This is a genomic window from Achromobacter sp. DH1f (assembly GCF_000633435.1).
In the GTDB taxonomy this organism is placed as follows: Bacteria; Pseudomonadota; Gammaproteobacteria; order Burkholderiales; family Burkholderiaceae_B; genus Achromobacter; species Achromobacter deleyi.
Genome location: NZ_AYMF01000012.1, coordinates 63,587 through 78,927, shown reverse-complemented (window position 1 = coordinate 78,927; position 15,341 = coordinate 63,587). Strand labels below are relative to the sequence as shown.

Genomic DNA, 15,341 nt, shown 5'->3' with positions numbered 1-15,341 from the left:
GCCCCATGCGTAGCGAACCAATACAAATAGTGCTCGATGGGTTGCGTCGCCGCCCCGTGCTGGAAGTCACATTGGCCTGTCTGGCCGTGCTGCTGCTGGCGCAGGCGCTGATCGGCGCCCTCAGCCTGTCGGCCCTGAACCGGTTGGTGGTGGACACCACTGCCGACCGCGTCGAAGTGGTGGCGCGGCGCGTCGCCGGCAATATCGAAAACGGCTTGCGGCTGGGCAAACCCCTCGAACAGTATTTCGGCCTGCGCGACACGTTGCGCGACGGCGTGGCCGGCTCGCGCGGCGTGCAGGGCGCGGCGGTGCTGCTGGCCGATGGCCAGTCGTTGGCCGCTCAGGGCGAGCTGCCCGAGGACGCGGCCGAACTGGCCCGCACGCTGGACACGCGCGGCACGCCCGGCGCCGGCCTGGCGCGGCGCGGCTCGGGCGCCATCGTGGCGGTGGCCGACGATCGCGTCACCGTCGCCGTGCCCTTGACCGCCGCGGGCGGCAAGGCAGTGGGCGCGGTGGTGCTGTCGGCCGCCAAGGATGGCGAAGCCAGCCGCCGCCTCATCATCGACAACCTGCAGGTACTGCTGATCGTCACGGTGCTGGTCGGGTTGGGCCTGGCCGCGGTCTTCAAGTACGTCGTGCCGCTGACCTCGCTGGCTGCCGGCGGCCGTGCCCGCTTCGTGGTGCCGCTGCTGGCGCTGGTCGTGGCGCAGGGCGTGTACGCCGCCTACACCATCCATACCTTTCGCAGCGGCTGGCTGGAAGTCACGCGCAATAACGTAGGGCTGCTGGCCGAAGGCCTGCAACGCGACCTGAACCGCGTGCTGGGCTATGGCCTGGAAGTGGATCGGCTGCGCGGCGTGGACGCGCCGTTCTCGCGGCTGGCCGGCACCTTCCCGGCAGTGGCGCAGATCGAACTGGCCGACCGCAACGGCCGTGTGCTGTACGGGGCCGACGCGCGCGGTCCGCTGGATGTCTCGACGCTGCCGCAGACGCGTCCGCAGCCCGACGACCTGACGCTGGTGCTGCCGCTGGGGGCGGCGCTGGCCGACCCCAAGGCGCATGGCGACCTGGTGCTGCGGCTGTCCAGCGACGTGATCGCCGCGGGCGTGCGCAGCCGCGCGCTGGATGCGGTGACAGTGGTGGGCGTGGCGCTGGTGGCCGCCATTGAAATGTTGTTGCTGCTGTCTTTGCTGATGAATCGTGCGTTCGCCGCGCGGGCCACGCTGCCGGATGGATCGCGCGTGGGGCCCGACGACGAATCCGAAGTGGGCCGCATCGCGCGGCCGGTGATGTTCGGCTTTCTGTTTGCCTGGGCGTTGCCGCTGGGCTTTCTGCCGCTGTACGCGCGCAGCTTGTCCGCGGGCGGCCTGGACCTGCCGGCCAACCTGCTGCTGGCCTTGCCGATCTCGGTGGAAATGGGCTGCGGCCTGCTGACCTCGCTGCTGGCGGGCCGCCTGACCGACCGCAAGGGCTGGCAGGTGCCGGTGCTGGCCGGGCTGGGCGTATCCGCCGCCGGCATGCTGGCCTGCGCCGCCGCCACGAATCTGTTGATGTTCAGCGCGGCCCGCGGCCTGGTGGGCCTGGGCTACGGCCTGACCTGGATGGGCCTGCAGGGCTTCATCGTCACGCGCAGCCCGCCGCAGTTCCGCGGCCGCAACATGACCGGCGTGATCGCGGGCTTGTTCGCCGGCCATCTGTCGGGCGCCGCGGTCGGGGCGATGCTGATGGAACAGGTGGGCTTTCGCGCCGTGTTCGCGGTGGGCGCCGTGATGCTGGCCATGCCGCTGGCCGGCGTGCTGGTGCTGATGCGGCCTTACATGGATCGCGGCCGCAAGCTGGCCGCGCAGGCGTCGGGGCGCGCACGCGCGCACTTCTCTGACACGCTGAAGCTGCTGTTCACACGCGATTTCGGCTTGCTGCTGCTGGGCAGCGTGATTCCGTTCTCGATCGCGCAGGTCGGCCTGCTGTCGTTCGCGTTGCCGCTGTACCTGGAAGCCGAAGGCGTGGCCGCGTCCAGCATCGGCCGCGTGCTGATGATCTACGGCCTGTGCGTGATCTACGTCGGCCCATTGATGGGCCGCGTGGTGGATCGCAGCCGCATCAAGAAAAGCTGGATCGTGCTGGGCGGACTGGTGGGCAGCATCGGCATGCTGGGCCTGTACTTCAACAGCGGTCTGCTGGCGGCCGCGGCGGCTGTGCTGTTGCTGGCGCTGGCCAGCTGCTTTGCCGGCGCCTCGCAGTCGCCCTACATGCTGGCGTTGCCGGATGTGCAGCGCTACGGCGCGGCCGGCGCTACCAGCGTCATGCGCGCGGCCGACAAGCTGGGCCAGATGGCCGGGCCGCTGGTGGTTGGCGCGATGTTCGGCGCCGCCGGCATGGGCGCGGGCCTCGCCGCGACCGGCGTTATCTACCTGTGCGCGACGTTGCTGTTCCTGCTGTTCGCACCGGCCCGGCCGCGCGAAGAGACGGCCTGATCGAAGGAGGGCGCCGCGATGCGTGGGCGCCGCCATTCAGCGCGCCGGGCCCGCGCCGGCCTGCGCCACCGGCACCCGGGCCGACAGGCCCGTCAGCAATTGCGCGGCGATGGTGCCCGCGGACGACGCCACTTCTTCCACTGACAGACCGTTCGCTCCCCATAGCGTGACGGGCGCGCCGATGGCCGCTTGCGGCACGGGGCCCAGATCCACCGCCATCATGTCCATCGACACGCGTCCCAACAGGCGGGTGCGCGTGCCCGCCACCACCACGGGCGTGCCGGTCGGGGCATGGCGTGGATAGCCGTCCGCATAGCCGCAGGTGACGATGCCGACCGCCATGTCCTCGGCCGCCAGGAAGGCGCCGCTGTAGCCCACGCCGGCGCCGGCCTTCACGCGCTGCACGCCCACCACCTGCGAGTGCAGCGACATCGCGGGCAGCAGGCCCAGGTCGGACGAAGCGCGATCGGCGAACGGACTGGCACCATACAGCGCCAGGCCCGGCCGCACCCATTGCGTGGCGGCCGCCTGCACGCCATGACGCAGCACGGCGGCGGAATTGCTGGTCGATACCGGGCCCGGCAGGCCGCGGATCACCTCGCGGAACTGGGCATCGGCGGTGGCAACGCCATCGGCCTCGTCGGCGCGGGCGTAGTGATTCAGGTGGCCGACTTCGCCGATCACGCCGCGCGTCGCCAGATCCGTGGCGACCTCGAACGCCGCGCGGTAGTCGTCGGCGCTGAAACCGGTGTGGTGGATATCGCCCGCGAAACGCAGCCACACCGCGGGCCGTTCGGCCGCAGGCGATTGCGCCAGCCATTGCAACTGCGCCGCATGGGTAATGACCAGGTGCAGGCCGGGCGTGTCCAGCAGCAGCGTATCGGCCTGCGAATACAGGCCGCCGTACACCAGCACCGGGCCGCGCCAGCCCAGGCGGCGGCAGTTGCGCGCCTCGTCCAGGTGCAGCACCGCCAGGCCGTCCGCATCGCGCAGCGCGGGCAGCACGCGCGCCAGGCCATGGCCATAGGCGTCGGCCTTCACGGTGGCCCACAGGCGCGGCGCGCCAGCAGCCGGCAGCGCCGCGCGCAGGCGGGCAAGGTTATGGGCCACGGCGCCCGCGTCGACGCGGGCATACAGGGGGCGGGCAAGCAATCCTTCTGGACGATAGGGGGCGTTCACGGGCGGCATCTGGGCGTGGGCTGCACGCAGGTACGCGCGCAGTCTATGCATGAGTGACAGATCGACCGGTTTTGTTCGGTACTTTCTGTCTATGCATTGCAAGTTGTCGATAGCGCGTCTTGATCGGGCGCGCCGGGGGAAGGTCACGCGGCGCGCATGATGAGCGTCAGGCGGTTTTCGTCGCCGTGGCGCAGGTAGCGCAGGTCGTGCAGATAGTGCTGCATCAGCCGCACGCCGTGGCCGCCGATCTCGGCGTCATCAAGCGTCGCAGCCAAAGGCGGAGGCGGAGTCTGGGTGGGATCGTACGGCCGGCCATTGTCGATTATCTCCAGCGATATCCATTCGCCGTCCTGGCGGCAGGCAAGGCTGACGCGGGCGGGGTCCGGGGCAAGAAGGGGATCGTCGAAGGCGTATGAAACGATGTTCGTCAGCGCTTCGTCCAGGCTCAAGGACAGACCGAAACTCAGCTTGGGCGACCAGGTGTCGCGCTCGGCGATGGCCTCGATCCATTGCATGGCGGAGGCAACGGCGTGGGCGTCGGGAACGAGGTCAAGCGTATCGGGCTGAGAGGGCATGGTCGCCTTGCGTTCAGTGGTACACGTGCAGGTGCAAGTATGCCCGATTGCTGGCAGGTGGCGTAACGGGCGGCGCTGTCCGGCGTATGGAAGATTGCGTTTGGCTGCGCGGGCGCCTCGCGTATCATCTCGGCATCGCGCCGCCACCCGCATGGGCCGGGATCGGGGGCGCCGGTCACTTATCGGGAACCACTATGAATCTCGCAGTCGAGAAAGTCGGAGAAGTGCTGGTTGTCTCGCCCGAAGGCCAGATCAACAGCGGCAACGCCGCGGGCATCGAAGCCGACCTGCTGGCGCAGGTCGAAAAAGGCGAACGCCGCTTCGTGCTGGACATGTCCAACCTGAACTACATCTCAAGCGCGGGCCTGCGCGTGGTGCTGGTGCTGGCCAAGCGCCTGAAGCAGGGCTCGGGTGCGCTGGCGCTGTGCGCCATGCAGCCGCATGTCCGCGAAGTGTTTGACATCAGTGGTTTCCTGGCCATCCTGACCGTGGTCGACACGCGCCAGGAAGCCGTGGCCAAGGTCGCCTGAGCGGCCCCTGGCCAGGCTTTGCCGGGCTCAGCCCTTGCGGTTTTCGTAAGACGTGTCCAGCACGTCGTCTTCGGGCGTGATGATGCCCGGATCGCCAGGTTCTTCGATGGCGCGGCCGCGCCGCGGCATGCCGGCCACCGTCTCGCTTTGATCGGGCATCGGCAGGATGCCGGTGCCTTTGCGAGGGTCGACGGGCGGGGGGTGTTCGGCCGGCGTGGCGGGCTTGGTGGCGGCGGGATCGGGCGTGTTTTTCAACATGGTCTCGGCTCCGGTTGCGGGCGTCCCAGGATGGCGGCGCACCGACATTCACGTCCCATGTTAGGGCCGTGCGCCCGCCATCAGGGGCTTTGCGCTGTCACGTTTGCAAGGGGCTGTTGCAGGGCCCGAACCTTATAATGCCGAGCGCCTCGCAGCGCCCGGTTTCCACCCTTTTGCCACACCTACCTTGACCGAATCCGTCGAACGCTCCGTGCATGCCGAACTCGTCGCCGTCCTCGTCGCCGTCACCAACGGCGAACCGCGGGTCCTGACGACCGACGACGCGCGGGCCTTGCCGGCCGGGCCGTTCGAACTGTCCCACCGATCCTTGCAGGCGGGCTTGCGCGCCTGGGTCGAAACCCAGACGCATCATCCGCTGGGCTATGTCGAGCAGCTCTACACCTTTGCCGACGGCGATCGTTCCGACGAATCGGGCGCGCGCGTCATGTCGGTCAGCTACCTGGGCCTGACGCGCGAGGCCGGCGAAACCGGCGTGGCGCAGGTGGGCTGGCAGGATTGGTACCGCTATTTCCCCTGGGAAGACCGGCGTGCGGGCACGCCCGCCCTGGTCGACGCGCAGATCGTGCCGCGCCTGCTGGCCTGGTGCGACGACACGGCGGACGTCGCCACCCGCAACCGCCGGCGCCAGCGCGCCGCCATCACGTTCGGGCTGGACGGCGCGGCCTGGAACGAAGACATGGTCTTGCAGCGCTACGAGCTCCTGTTCGAAGCCGGCCTGGTGCCCGAAGCCGCCCGCCGCCAACCGGGCGCCGCGATGGCCGTGCTGCCGGGCGAGCCCATGCGCCACGACCATCGCCGCATTCTCGCCACCGGCATCGCGCGGCTGCGCGCCAAGATCAAGTACCGCCCGGTGGTGTTCGAACTGATGCCGGCGCAATTCACGCTGCTGCAATTGCAGCTGGCCGTCGAAGCCCTGGCCGGACGCGGCCTGCACAAGCAGAACTTTCGCCGCCTGATCGAACAGCAGGCGCTGGTGGAAGAAACCGGCGACATGGCTACCGGCACGGCGGGCCGGCCCGCCAAGCTGTTTCGCTTTCGCCGCGACGTGCTGCTCGAACGCGCCATTGCGGGCAGCAAACTGCCCTTGTCACGCGGTCTCTGACGCGTCACCCCTCCCGACGCGGTGCCAGTCCGGCATGCTGCGCCGCAGCTTGACAAGCAATATGCTCATCTCTAGCATAAGTAGTGCGCATTCCTTGCGCGCCTTTTTTTAACTACTAAATACTCAAAATGAGCATAAAAGGTGAAGTGCCCGCTGCCGCCCGTTTGGCCATTCCCGCCTTGCCGGATGTGATGCTCGAGCCGTTGGTGCGCGCGGCCTTGCTCGAAGACCTGGGCCGTGCCGGCGACCTGACCACCGACGCCATCGTGCCCGCCGACGCCGTTGCCGAGACGCGCCTGGTGGCGCGCCAGGAAGGCGTGCTGGCCGGGCTGGACCTGGCGCGCCTGGCGTTTCGCGCCATGGACCCCGCCATCGAATTCACCGTGGCGCAGCGCGATGGCGCCGCGCTCGAGCCCGGCATGGAAATCGCGCGCATCCGCGGCAACGCCCGTGCCATGCTGACCGCTGAGCGGGTGGCGCTGAACTTCCTGTGCCACCTGAGCGGCGTGGCGACCGCGACGGCCTCCATCGCCCGCGCCATCGAAGGCCATGGCGCCCGCGTCACCTGCACGCGCAAGACCCTGCCGGGCCTGCGCGCCGTGCAGAAGTACGCGGTGCGCGTGGGCGGCGGCAGCAACCATCGCTTTGGGCTGGACGACGCCGTGCTGATCAAGGACAACCACATCGCCCTGGCCGGCGGCGTCGAAGCCGCGGTGCAGCGCGCCCGTGGGGGCGTCGGCCACATGGTCAAGATCGAGCTGGAAGTCGACACGCTGGCCCAGCTGGAAACCGCGCTGGCGCTGGGCGTGGACGTGGTGCTGCTGGACAACATGAGCCTGGACGAACTGCGCCAGGCGGTCGCCATGGCGCGCGGCCGCGCCATTACCGAAGCGTCCGGCCGCATCACCCCCGACACCGCCGCCGCGGTAGCCGCCACCGGCGTCGACCAGATCGCCGTGGGTTGGCTGACCCACAGCGCCAAGGTGCTGGACATCGGCCTGGACGCCTGAGCCCGGCCCCGCCATGACAGGCAGAAAACCATGAAACGCGCGCTTTTATCCCCGGCCCTGCTCTTGACCCTGGCGCTGGGCGCCTGCGGCAATCCGCCCTCTGGCGATACGCCGTCCGATGCGTCCTACCCGACCCATCCCGTCACCATCGTCGTGACGTTTCCGCCGGGCGGCGGCACCGATCTGCTGGCGCGCCGCCTGGGCGCCAGCCTGCAAGAGCAGTTCGGCCAGCCCGTGGTGGTGGAAAATCGTCCCGGCGCCAGCGGCAATATCGGCGCGCGCATCGTGGCCGAATCGCCGCCCGACGGCTACACGCTGCTGATGGTCAACAGCTCTTTCGCCATCAATCCTGGCGTGTATCGCAACCTGGGTTTCGCACCCAAGCGCGATTTCGCGGCGGTGATCAACGTGGCCTTCGTGCCGTCCGTCTTCGTGGTGCCGGCGGCATCGCCGCTGCACAACCTGGACGACGCCCTGAACGCCGGCCGCGTCGACAAGCCCCTGCCGTTCGCCTCCTGCGGCAACGGCACGCCCCAGCATCTGGCGGGCGAAATGCTGGCGCGCGCCACCGGCGCGTCGTTGCAGCAGGTGCCTTACAAGGGTTGCGGTCCGGCGCTGACCGATGTGATGGCTGGCCAGGTGGGGATGGGTGTCGTCACGGCCTCGAGCGCCGCGCCGCTGATCGCGGCGGGCAAGCTGCGGGCGCTGGCGGTCACCTCGCCGCAGCGGTCGCCGCTATTGCCCGAGGTGCCGACGGTGGCCGAACAAGGGGTGCCGAATTACGCGCTGGACCAGTGGCATGGCCTGCTGGCGCCTACCGCCACGCCGCCCGCGGTGGTCGCCAAGCTGAACGCGGCAGTTGCCCGGATCGTGCAGCGGCCGGATGTGCAGGCGTCGCTGCGCGAGCAGGGTTTCACGCCGACCATCAGTTCGCCAAGGGCGTTCCAGGACATGATCAATGCGGACATCGATCGCTATACGGCGCTGACTGAGGCGATCGGGCTGCGCGCGGACTGAGAGAGTGGGATCGAGGCCTCGGGAAGCAAACCCGAGGCCTGGATTGCACGGCCCTCAACCTGGCCTCAGGCCACCGCCGCGCGGGCGTGCTGTTCCAGCTGTTCCTTCAAACCGGGCTGCAACTGCAGCCGGCGCGCCAGCTCGTCCAGATAGGCGCGTTCCATGTAGCTTTCCTCGTCCACCACCAGCAGGCTGGCCAGATACATCTCGGCCGCCATTTCAGGGGTCTTGGCCGACTGCGCGATCGCGGCCGGGTCCAGCGGACGGGCCAGCTCGGCCTCCAGCCAGCGGCGGTCCTGCGCGTCGGACGACAGCTTGCCCATCTCGGTTTCCAGCAGGGCGCGTTCCTCGGGGCCGATATGGCCGTCGGCCTTGGCCGCGCCGATCATGGCCGTCAGCACCGCCGAGCTGTGCTGCTCGGCCTCGGGCGGGGGCAGGCGGTCCAGCGTCTGCGGCGGCCCGGACGGCGCGCCGGCCTGGTTGCGCTGCCAGTCGCCATAGGCGCGATAGGCCAGGGCGCCCAGCGCCGCCATGCCGCCGTACATGGCGACTTTGCCGCCAATATTGCGGGCCTTCTTGCTGCCCAGCAGCAGGCCCAGCGCGCCGGCGCCCAACGCGCCGCCGCCCAGCCCGGTCAGGAACGAGCCCTTGCCGCCCGTGGCGCCCTGCACCTTGGAACTGGCGTCGGACAGCAGGCCCTGGCCGGATTGCAGCAATTGATCGAGAAGTTGTCTGGCGCTCATGTGGCCCCCCTGTTGAATGCGAATGGTCTTGCGGACAGGAATATCCGACCACGGCCGCAGCAGGAAGTTCAGCTTACAGTCAGAAATGGATGTAGCGCGCCCGGGCGGGCGAGCGCGGCGGATGCTACAACTTGGGCAGAGGCGGTGCGCGCGCGCCGCCCGCAACGCAAGGAACCCCGCCCATGACGATCCACGTGCGCCAGAACGCGCCCAACACCCTGCAATTCACCGCCACGGCCGAAGGCCACGACCTGCCGCTGGACATGCCGCAGCCGCAGGGCGCCGGCCCCGATCCGCACGACTATTTCGATACCGCATTGGGCGGCTGCAAGGCCATGACGCTGATGGTCTATGCGCAGCGCAAGGGCCTGCCGCTGGAATCGGTGGGGGTGGACGTGGTGCGCGATGCCGGCGAAGAGCGCAAGGGCATCTACCGCCTGACGGCCAAGCTGACGCTGCACGGCGAACTGACCGACGCGCAGATCGATGAATTGCTGGCCGTGGCCGAAAAGTGCCCGATCCACAAGCTGATGACGGCGGTGGACGTGCAGGTGTCCACGCTGATCGTGCGGCCGGCCTGAATCAAAAAAAACGGACCCGCAGGTCCGTTTTTTTATCCTGCCAAGGCAGGCTGGGCCGACCCGTGCCGGGTCAGGCCCCGTCCGGTATCAGTCTTCCATGCCCGGGACGACGGTCGAGAAGCCCGCGTCCACGTGGGTGATCTCGCCGGTGACGCCAGCGGCCAGGTCCGACAGCATGAAGGCGGCCACGTTGCCGACGTCGTCGATGGTGACGTTGCGGCGCAGCGGCGCCTGGGCCTCGACGAACTTCAGGATCGCCGAGAAGTCCTTGATGCCGCTGGCGGCCAGGGTCTTGATCGGGCCGGCCGAAATGCCGTTGGCGCGGATGCCGCGCGGGCCCAGCGCCGTGGCCAGGTAGCGCACGCTGGCTTCCAGCGAGGCCTTGGCCAGGCCCATGGTGTTGTAGTTGGGCACCACGCGCTCGGCGCCCAGGTAGGTCAGCGTCAGCACCGAACCATTGCGGCCTTCCATCAGCGGCAGGGCGGCCTTGGCCATGGCGGCGAAGCTGTAGGCGGAAATGTCGTGGGCGATGCGGAAACCTTCGCGCGACAGGCCATCCAGGAAGTTGCCGGCAATGGCTTCGCGCGGCGCGAAGCCGATGGAGTGCACCAGGCCGTCCAGGCCGTCCCAGCGCTTGGCCAGGTCGGTGAAGGTGGCTTCGATCTGGCTGTCTTCGGCCACGTCGCACGGCAGCACGATGTCGCTGCCGAATTCGGCGGCGAATTCGCTCACGCGGTCTTTGAAGCGGTCGCCCACGTAGGTGAACGCCAGTTCGGCGCCTTGCTGGTGACAGGCGCGCGCGATGCCGTAGGCGATGGAGCGGTTCGAAAGCACCCCGGTGACCAGGATGCGTTTGCCGGCGAGAAAGCCCATGTGTGGTTCCTTTGAATTTTTTCCTTCTGGAGACCGCCTATTTTAAGGAGTTTGGCGGCTCCGCGGATAAAACGCCGCGGCGCCCTGGTGGGCGCCGCGAGATATGACGGGGGGCCGGGTCTCGGCCCCGGACTTCAACCGCGGGCGTTGGTGCCCGGCACGCGCAGCTGGGCGCCGATCTTGAGCGCATTGCCCTTCAGGTTGTTCAGGGCACGCAGCGCATCCACCGAGGTGCCGTACTGCTTGGCCAGCGAGAACAGCGTGTCGCCCTGGCGGACCTTGTGGGTGCGCACATTGGGACGAGCCGACGCGCCGCGGGCGGCGGGGGCCGCGGCCTTGCCGCGCGGGGCCGGCGTCTTGGTGCTGGCCGGGGCCGAATCCAGCGCGCCCACGGGGGCGGCCAGCGAGGCCAGCTGCACGCCGCCCGTGCCGGGATCGCCCGGCACCAGCAGCGACTGGCCCGACGCGACCTTCTGGCGCGAGCCGATGTCGTTGGTCTCACGCAGCTTGGCTTCGGTGACGCCGAAACGCTTGGCGATCGACGCGTACGATTCGCCGCGGCGCGAGTGGTAGACCTTCCAGGCGCTCAGGTCGCCCTTGTAGTTGGTCAGGTTGGCGTTGAAGATCTCGACGCGGTCGGCCGGCAGCAGCAGGGTGGGGCCGTGGTCGCCGCGGATGACGGGGCGGTTGAACGACGGGTTCAGGGCCTTGAATTCGTCCAGCGGCATTTCGGCCAGCTTGGCGGCGATTTCCAGGTCGATGTCGCTGTTCTTCTGCACCGTCACGAAGTAGGGCGTGTTGCCTACCGGGGGCAACGCCACCGCGTAGCGCTGCGGGTCGGCGATGATGTTCTTGATGGCCTGCAGCTTGGGGACGTAGTTGCGGGTCTCGTCCGGCATGTTCAGCGACAGGTAGTCGGTGGGCTGGCCGGCGGCTTCGTTCTTGGCCATGGCGCGCTGCACCGAGCCTTCGCCCCAGTTGTACGAGGCCAGGGCCAGGTACCAGTCGCCCTGCATTTCAAACAGCTTTTCCAGGTAGTCCAGCGCCGCGTTGGTCGAGGCGATGGGGTCGCGGCGCTCGTCGCGCCACCAGTCCTGCTTCAGGTTGAAGTGCTGCCCGGTGGCCGGCACGAACTGCCACAGGCCGGAGGCCTGGGCGCGCGACAGGGCGGTCGGGTTGTAGGCGCTTTCGACGAAGGGCAGCAGGGCCAGCTCGGTCGGCAGGCCGCGGCGGTTGATTTCGTCGACGATGAAATACAGGTATTTGCCGGCGCGCTCGGCCATGCGCTGCACCGCCTCGGGGTGGGACGCGTAATAGTCGGTCCACTGCTGCGAGAGGTCGGTGTTCAGGTTGGGGATGGCAAAGCCGCGCCGGATGCGGTCCCAGGCGTCGGCCGGCGGGTTGGTCAGGTCAACCGTGCGGGACGTGTCGCGGGCGATGTAGCGCCCTTGGGAGTTGGTGGTGAGGTTCTTGCTGTCGGGGGATTTGGTTCCTGCGCAACCGGCGAGGACTGCCATCAGTAGTGGCAGAAGGAGTCGGGATAGCTTCATCGGGCGGTCACTTGAATTCGTTCTTCCATTCACGAAGGGAGGCAAAAACCTCTACCGGCGTAGTTTGGTCGCGGCCGGCCCAGTCAATTGCGGCGCGGACGACGTCAGCTTGCTGCGTACGCAAAAACGGGTTGGTCGCGCGTTCCTGACCGATGGTCGAGGGAAGCGTGGGAAGACCTTCTGCGCGTAATTGCTGGGCCCGCTGATACCACTGTTGCAGGGTGCGGTTGGCGGGTTCGACTGCCATGGCCCAGCGCAAGTTCGCTAGAGTGTACTCGTGTGCGCAAAAAACCTGTGTATCTGGCGGTAAAACAGAAAATTTTTCCAAGGAATCATGCATTTGCGCGGGAGTCCCCTCGAAAAGCCGGCCGCACCCCCCCGCAAACAATGTGTCCCCACAGAACAGCACAGGCTGTTTTCCCGCCGCCCGGCCGACGTAGGCGATGTGTCCGGCGGTGTGGCCGGGCACGTCCAGCACGGTCAGGTCCAGGTCCAGTTCGGGGATTTCCACCCGATCGCCCTCGACCAGCGGCACGTCGCAGCGCGGCAGCGTCTCGCGGGCGGGCCCATATACCGTGATGCCGCCAATGCGGGACAATTCCAGGACGCCTCCCACATGGTCGCCGTGGTGGTGCGTGAGTAGAATGGCGCGCAGCGTCAGGCCTTCGCGGGCCAGCCATTGCAGCACGGGGCCAGCTTCGCCGGGGTCGACCACGGCGGCCTGTCCGTCGCGGACGATGGCCCAGATATAGTTGTCGGTGAAGGCGGGCAAAGGCAAGACCGCGGCAGTGCTTTCGCGGCCGCCTGCGGGGGCGGTCAAGGCTTGCATGAGATTCGAAGGAATAAGACGTGGCAGAAGAGACTGCGCCGATTGTAGAACTGGCTGAATGGTTCCAGACGCCGCCCGGGCAGTATGCCCTGGCCTGGGAACGCGCGCAGTTCGACGCGGCCGTGGCGGACGTGTTTGGATATTACGCCTGGCAGGTCGGGCTGGCCGACATGAACCTGCTGCGCGCCAACCGCATGCCCTTCAAGGGCTATGTCGGCACCGAAGCGCCCACCCCCGAGAGCATCGCCGGCTGGCAGTCGCGGGTGGTGCTGGCCCAGCCCGAGGCCCTGCCGTTCGAATCCCAGAGCGTCGACCTGTTGATCCTGCCGCACGCGTTCGAATGCGCGGCCGAACCGCACAACGTGCTGCGCGAGGTCGAGCGCGTGCTGGTGCCCGAAGGGCGGGTGGTGATTTCCGGCTTCAACCCCTGGAGCATGTGGGGCGCGCGCACCCGCATGCCCGGCATGGAACCCTGGCTGCCGCAGCCGCCGTCGTCGCAAGTCTCGCTGCCGCGCCTGAAAGACTGGTTCAAGCTGCTGTCGCTGGAAGTCGAGCAAAGCCATTTCGGCTGCTACGCGCCGGCCTGCCGCAGCGAAAAATGGCTGCAGCGCTGGGGCTTCCTGGAATCGGCGGGGGCGCGCTGGTGGAGCCTGGGCGGCGCCGTCTACCTGGTGTCGGCCGTCAAGCGGGTGGCCGGCATGCGTATCATTGGGCCCGCCTGGAAGACCAAGCCCAAGCGCGCCCGCGCGGCGTCGGTGGTGGTCAATCGCCAGGCGGACGACGGTTTCGACCGCTCCTGAAGCGGCCCCGCCGGTTTCACTGTGACAGTACAAGGACATACCAGCAGCACCATGCAGGACAACAACGCGAACGACCAGAAAGTGGAAATGTGGACCGACGGCGCCTGCAAGGGCAACCCGGGTCCGGGCGGTTGGGGGGTGCTGATGCGCGCCGGCGCGCACGAAAAGACCATGCACGGCGGCGAGGCCCAGACCACCAACAACCGCATGGAACTGCTGGCCGTCATCGAAGGCCTGCGAGCGCTCAAGCGCCCGTGCATCGTCACGATCCACACCGACTCCCAGTACGTCATGAAGGGCATGACCGAATGGCTGGCCAACTGGAAGCGCCGCGGCTGGATGACGGCCGACAAGAAACCGGTCAAGAACGCCGAGCTGTGGCAGGCACTTGACGACCAGGTGCGCCGCCACACGGTGTCCTGGCGCTGGGTGCGTGGTCACGCGGGCGACCCCGGCAACGAACGCGCCGACCAGCTCGCCAACCAGGGCGTGGAATCCATCAAACGCGGCTGATCGGGCCGCAACTGGGCCGGCGGCGCCCATGCCGCATCGGGATATACCCTGGGTCGGGTGGTTTAGTGCTTTCAGCGCGCTACAGGATTGTTCCAGTATGTAAATCCGGGTGCTAAAGTGCCAAGCCTTATTCCAGATCCAGCGGCGCCGCCCCTGCGGGGCATGCGTGGCGCGCGCCGCGATACCGCCACATTCGCGCATGAAAAAAGCTGTACTGTTGGCCGCCGTCGCGGCCGGGTTGGCCGCGGGGGCCGCGCTTGGCGTATTCGTGCCGCGCTGGCTTGCGCCGGGCGCCGTCGAATCCAAGGCGGCCGCCAAACCGGTGCCCAAGGCCGCCGCCGCGCGGGTCGAGGTCGCCGCCGTCACTGAAATTCCGTTCGCCCGTGGCCTGTCGGCCGTGGGCAGCCTGCGTTCGGACGAGGCCGTCGTGCTGCGGCCCGAAGTGGCCGGGCGCATCCAGTCCATCGAATTCAAGGAAGGCCAGCCCGTCAAGCGCGGCCAGCCCCTGATCCGGCTGGATGACTCGGTGCCGCGCGCCGAGCTGGCCCAGGCCCGCGCCAACCTGACGCTGGCGCAGAGCCACTACCGCCGCGCCGTGGCGCTGCAAGGCAAGGGCTTCGTCAGCCAGCAGGCGCGCGACGAATCGGCCAGCACGCTCAAGGTACAGGAAGCCGCCGTGGCGCTGGCGCAGGCGCGCCTGGACAAGATGACCATCACCGCGCCCTTCGCCGGCTTTGCCGGCCTGCGCAGCGTGTCGGTGGGAGACTACGTCAACCAGGGCCAGGACCTGGCCCCGCTCGAAGCCATCGACCCGCTCAAGGTGGATTTCCGGGTGCCGGAAATGTATCTGAGCAAGGTCGGCGTGGGCCAGCAATTGACGCTGCGCCTGGATGCGCTGCCCGGCCAGGAACGCCAGGGCCTGGTGTACGCCGTCAGCCCGCTGATCGACGCGGGCGGGCGCTCCATCCTGCTGCGGGCCACGGTGGCCAACCAGGATTCGGTGCTGCGCCCGGGCATGTTTGCCCGCGTGCAACTGATGTTCAACCAGGACAAGGCGCTGGTCGCGCCCGAAGCCGCGCTGTCGCCGTCCGGCGAAACGCAGTACGTCTACCGGGTCAAGGACGGCGTGGCCGAGCGCCGCGAAGTCACCATCGGCGAACGCCGCGAAGGCCGCGTCGAGATCCTGACGGGCGTGGCCCTGGGCGACCAGCTGGTGGTGTCCGGCCTGCAGCGCGTGACCGACGGCGGCGCCGTGCAGGTCGTGAACAACGGCGCCTGACGCCACC

16 protein-coding genes are annotated in these 15,341 nt (G+C 68.4%); 9 read left to right on the top strand and 7 right to left on the bottom strand.

The features are described from left to right. Nucleotides 1-5 precede the first annotated feature (5 nt). Nucleotides 6-2,474: an MFS transporter gene (locus U858_RS0112690; protein WP_051593559.1), complete on the top strand. Its 2,469-nt coding sequence runs from the start codon at nucleotides 6-8 to the stop codon at nucleotides 2,472-2,474. A 36-nt stretch (nucleotides 2,475-2,510) separates the two neighbouring features. Here the strand turns inward: U858_RS0112690 and alr are convergent, their stop codons facing one another. Both alr and U858_RS0112680 read right to left on the bottom strand, forming a co-directional pair. Then, a complete protein-coding gene (gene alr, locus U858_RS0112685; RefSeq protein WP_025137529.1) occupies nucleotides 2,511-3,662 on the bottom strand; it encodes an alanine racemase in 1,152 nt (383 codons plus the stop codon). Nucleotides 3,663-3,796: 134 nt separating this feature from the next. Further along, complete coding sequence (locus U858_RS0112680) at nucleotides 3,797-4,228, bottom strand: ATP-binding protein (protein ID WP_025137528.1); 432 nt, start codon at nucleotides 4,226-4,228, stop codon at nucleotides 3,797-3,799. Nucleotides 4,229-4,422: 194 nt separating this feature from the next. On the opposite strand from U858_RS0112680, the gene U858_RS0112675 reads away from it, so the two are divergent. Continuing rightward, on the top strand, nucleotides 4,423-4,758 hold the full coding sequence (locus U858_RS0112675) for an STAS domain-containing protein (RefSeq protein WP_025137527.1): 336 nt from the start codon (nucleotides 4,423-4,425) through the stop codon (nucleotides 4,756-4,758). Between the two features lie 27 nt (nucleotides 4,759-4,785). Here the strand turns inward: U858_RS0112675 and U858_RS0112670 are convergent, their stop codons facing one another. Continuing rightward, complete coding sequence (locus tag U858_RS0112670) at nucleotides 4,786-5,016, bottom strand: hypothetical protein (protein ID WP_025137526.1); 231 nt, start codon at nucleotides 5,014-5,016, stop codon at nucleotides 4,786-4,788. A gap of 187 nt (nucleotides 5,017-5,203) precedes the next feature. Here U858_RS0112670 and U858_RS0112665 point away from each other — a divergent pair, with 187 nt between their 5' ends. The 3 genes from U858_RS0112665 to U858_RS0112650 all read left to right on the top strand — a co-directional run bounded on the left by U858_RS0112665 (nucleotide 5,204) and on the right by U858_RS0112650 (nucleotide 8,166). After that, entirely contained in the window at nucleotides 5,204-6,139 is a 936-nt protein-coding gene (locus tag U858_RS0112665; RefSeq protein ID WP_025137525.1) for a membrane protein, read from the top strand. Between the two features lie 128 nt (nucleotides 6,140-6,267). Continuing rightward, nucleotides 6,268-7,149 carry a carboxylating nicotinate-nucleotide diphosphorylase gene (gene nadC, locus U858_RS0112655; protein ID WP_025137524.1) on the top strand — a complete coding sequence of 294 codons (882 nt, stop codon included), beginning with the start codon at nucleotides 6,268-6,270 and terminating at the stop codon, nucleotides 7,147-7,149. A 30-nt stretch (nucleotides 7,150-7,179) separates the two neighbouring features. Then, a complete protein-coding gene (locus tag U858_RS0112650) occupies nucleotides 7,180-8,166 on the top strand; it encodes a tripartite tricarboxylate transporter substrate binding protein (RefSeq protein WP_025137523.1) in 987 nt (328 codons plus the stop codon). A gap of 65 nt (nucleotides 8,167-8,231) precedes the next feature. Here U858_RS0112650 and U858_RS0112645 read toward each other — a convergent pair whose 3' ends face one another. Next, complete coding sequence (locus U858_RS0112645) at nucleotides 8,232-8,909, bottom strand: tellurite resistance TerB family protein (RefSeq protein WP_025137522.1); 678 nt, start codon at nucleotides 8,907-8,909, stop codon at nucleotides 8,232-8,234. Nucleotides 8,910-9,091: 182 nt separating this feature from the next. Here U858_RS0112645 and U858_RS0112640 point away from each other — a divergent pair, with 182 nt between their 5' ends. Further along, on the top strand, nucleotides 9,092-9,490 hold the full coding sequence (locus U858_RS0112640; protein WP_025137521.1) for an OsmC family protein: 399 nt from the start codon (nucleotides 9,092-9,094) through the stop codon (nucleotides 9,488-9,490). 87 nt (nucleotides 9,491-9,577) lie between these two features. On the opposite strand, the gene fabI is transcribed toward U858_RS0112640, so the two are convergent. The 3 genes from fabI to gloB all read right to left on the bottom strand — a co-directional run bounded on the left by fabI (nucleotide 9,578) and on the right by gloB (nucleotide 12,742). Beyond that, nucleotides 9,578-10,363 (bottom strand): enoyl-ACP reductase FabI, encoded by a 786-nt coding sequence (gene fabI, locus U858_RS0112635; protein WP_029953785.1) that lies wholly within the window; start codon nucleotides 10,361-10,363, stop codon nucleotides 9,578-9,580. Nucleotides 10,364-10,497: 134 nt separating this feature from the next. Further along, nucleotides 10,498-11,913 carry a transglycosylase SLT domain-containing protein gene (locus U858_RS0112630; RefSeq protein ID WP_025137520.1) on the bottom strand — a complete coding sequence of 472 codons (1,416 nt, stop codon included), beginning with the start codon at nucleotides 11,911-11,913 and terminating at the stop codon, nucleotides 10,498-10,500. 7 nt (nucleotides 11,914-11,920) lie between these two features. Then, nucleotides 11,921-12,742: a hydroxyacylglutathione hydrolase gene (gloB, locus tag U858_RS0112625; protein WP_025137519.1), complete on the bottom strand. Its 822-nt coding sequence runs from the start codon at nucleotides 12,740-12,742 to the stop codon at nucleotides 11,921-11,923. A 20-nt stretch (nucleotides 12,743-12,762) separates the two neighbouring features. On the opposite strand from gloB, the gene U858_RS0112620 reads away from it, so the two are divergent. From U858_RS0112620 to U858_RS0112610, 3 genes are all read left to right on the top strand, one after another. Then, the gene (locus U858_RS0112620) at nucleotides 12,763-13,542 is read left to right on the top strand and encodes a class I SAM-dependent methyltransferase (protein WP_025137518.1); all 780 of its coding nucleotides are present in this window, start codon (nucleotides 12,763-12,765) and stop codon (nucleotides 13,540-13,542) included. 51 nt (nucleotides 13,543-13,593) lie between these two features. Then, nucleotides 13,594-14,055 carry a ribonuclease HI gene (gene rnhA / locus U858_RS0112615; RefSeq protein WP_025137517.1) on the top strand — a complete coding sequence of 154 codons (462 nt, stop codon included), beginning with the start codon at nucleotides 13,594-13,596 and terminating at the stop codon, nucleotides 14,053-14,055. 199 nt (nucleotides 14,056-14,254) lie between these two features. Beyond that, nucleotides 14,255-15,334: an efflux RND transporter periplasmic adaptor subunit gene (locus U858_RS0112610; RefSeq protein WP_025137516.1), complete on the top strand. Its 1,080-nt coding sequence runs from the start codon at nucleotides 14,255-14,257 to the stop codon at nucleotides 15,332-15,334. Nucleotides 15,335-15,341: the final 7 nt, after the last annotated feature.

Excerpts from the sequence above, each read along its gene's own strand:
- U858_RS0112630 (WP_025137520.1), bottom strand. The coding sequence starts at position 11,913 with ATGAAGCTATCCCGACTCCTTCTGCCACTACTGATGGCAGTCCTCGCC.
- U858_RS0112680 (WP_025137528.1), bottom strand. The coding sequence starts at position 4,228 with ATGCCCTCTCAGCCCGATACGCTTGACCTCGTTCCCGACGCCCACGCC.
- U858_RS0112645 (WP_025137522.1), bottom strand. The coding sequence starts at position 8,909 with ATGAGCGCCAGACAACTTCTCGATCAATTGCTGCAATCCGGCCAGGGC.
- rnhA (WP_025137517.1), top strand. The coding sequence starts at position 13,594 with ATGCAGGACAACAACGCGAACGACCAGAAAGTGGAAATGTGGACCGAC.
- alr (WP_025137529.1), bottom strand. The coding sequence starts at position 3,662 with ATGCCGCCCGTGAACGCCCCCTATCGTCCAGAAGGATTGCTTGCCCGC.
- U858_RS0112670 (WP_025137526.1), bottom strand. The coding sequence starts at position 5,016 with ATGTTGAAAAACACGCCCGATCCCGCCGCCACCAAGCCCGCCACGCCG.
- U858_RS0112650 (WP_025137523.1), top strand. The coding sequence starts at position 7,180 with ATGAAACGCGCGCTTTTATCCCCGGCCCTGCTCTTGACCCTGGCGCTG.
- fabI (WP_029953785.1), bottom strand. The coding sequence starts at position 10,363 with ATGGGCTTTCTCGCCGGCAAACGCATCCTGGTCACCGGGGTGCTTTCG.
- nadC (WP_025137524.1), top strand. The coding sequence starts at position 6,268 with ATGAGCATAAAAGGTGAAGTGCCCGCTGCCGCCCGTTTGGCCATTCCC.
- U858_RS0112690 (WP_051593559.1), top strand. The coding sequence starts at position 6 with ATGCGTAGCGAACCAATACAAATAGTGCTCGATGGGTTGCGTCGCCGC.
- U858_RS0112675 (WP_025137527.1), top strand. The coding sequence starts at position 4,423 with ATGAATCTCGCAGTCGAGAAAGTCGGAGAAGTGCTGGTTGTCTCGCCC.
- U858_RS0112640 (WP_025137521.1), top strand. The coding sequence starts at position 9,092 with ATGACGATCCACGTGCGCCAGAACGCGCCCAACACCCTGCAATTCACC.
- U858_RS0112610 (WP_025137516.1), top strand. The coding sequence starts at position 14,255 with ATGAAAAAAGCTGTACTGTTGGCCGCCGTCGCGGCCGGGTTGGCCGCG.
- gloB (WP_025137519.1), bottom strand. The coding sequence starts at position 12,742 with ATGCAAGCCTTGACCGCCCCCGCAGGCGGCCGCGAAAGCACTGCCGCG.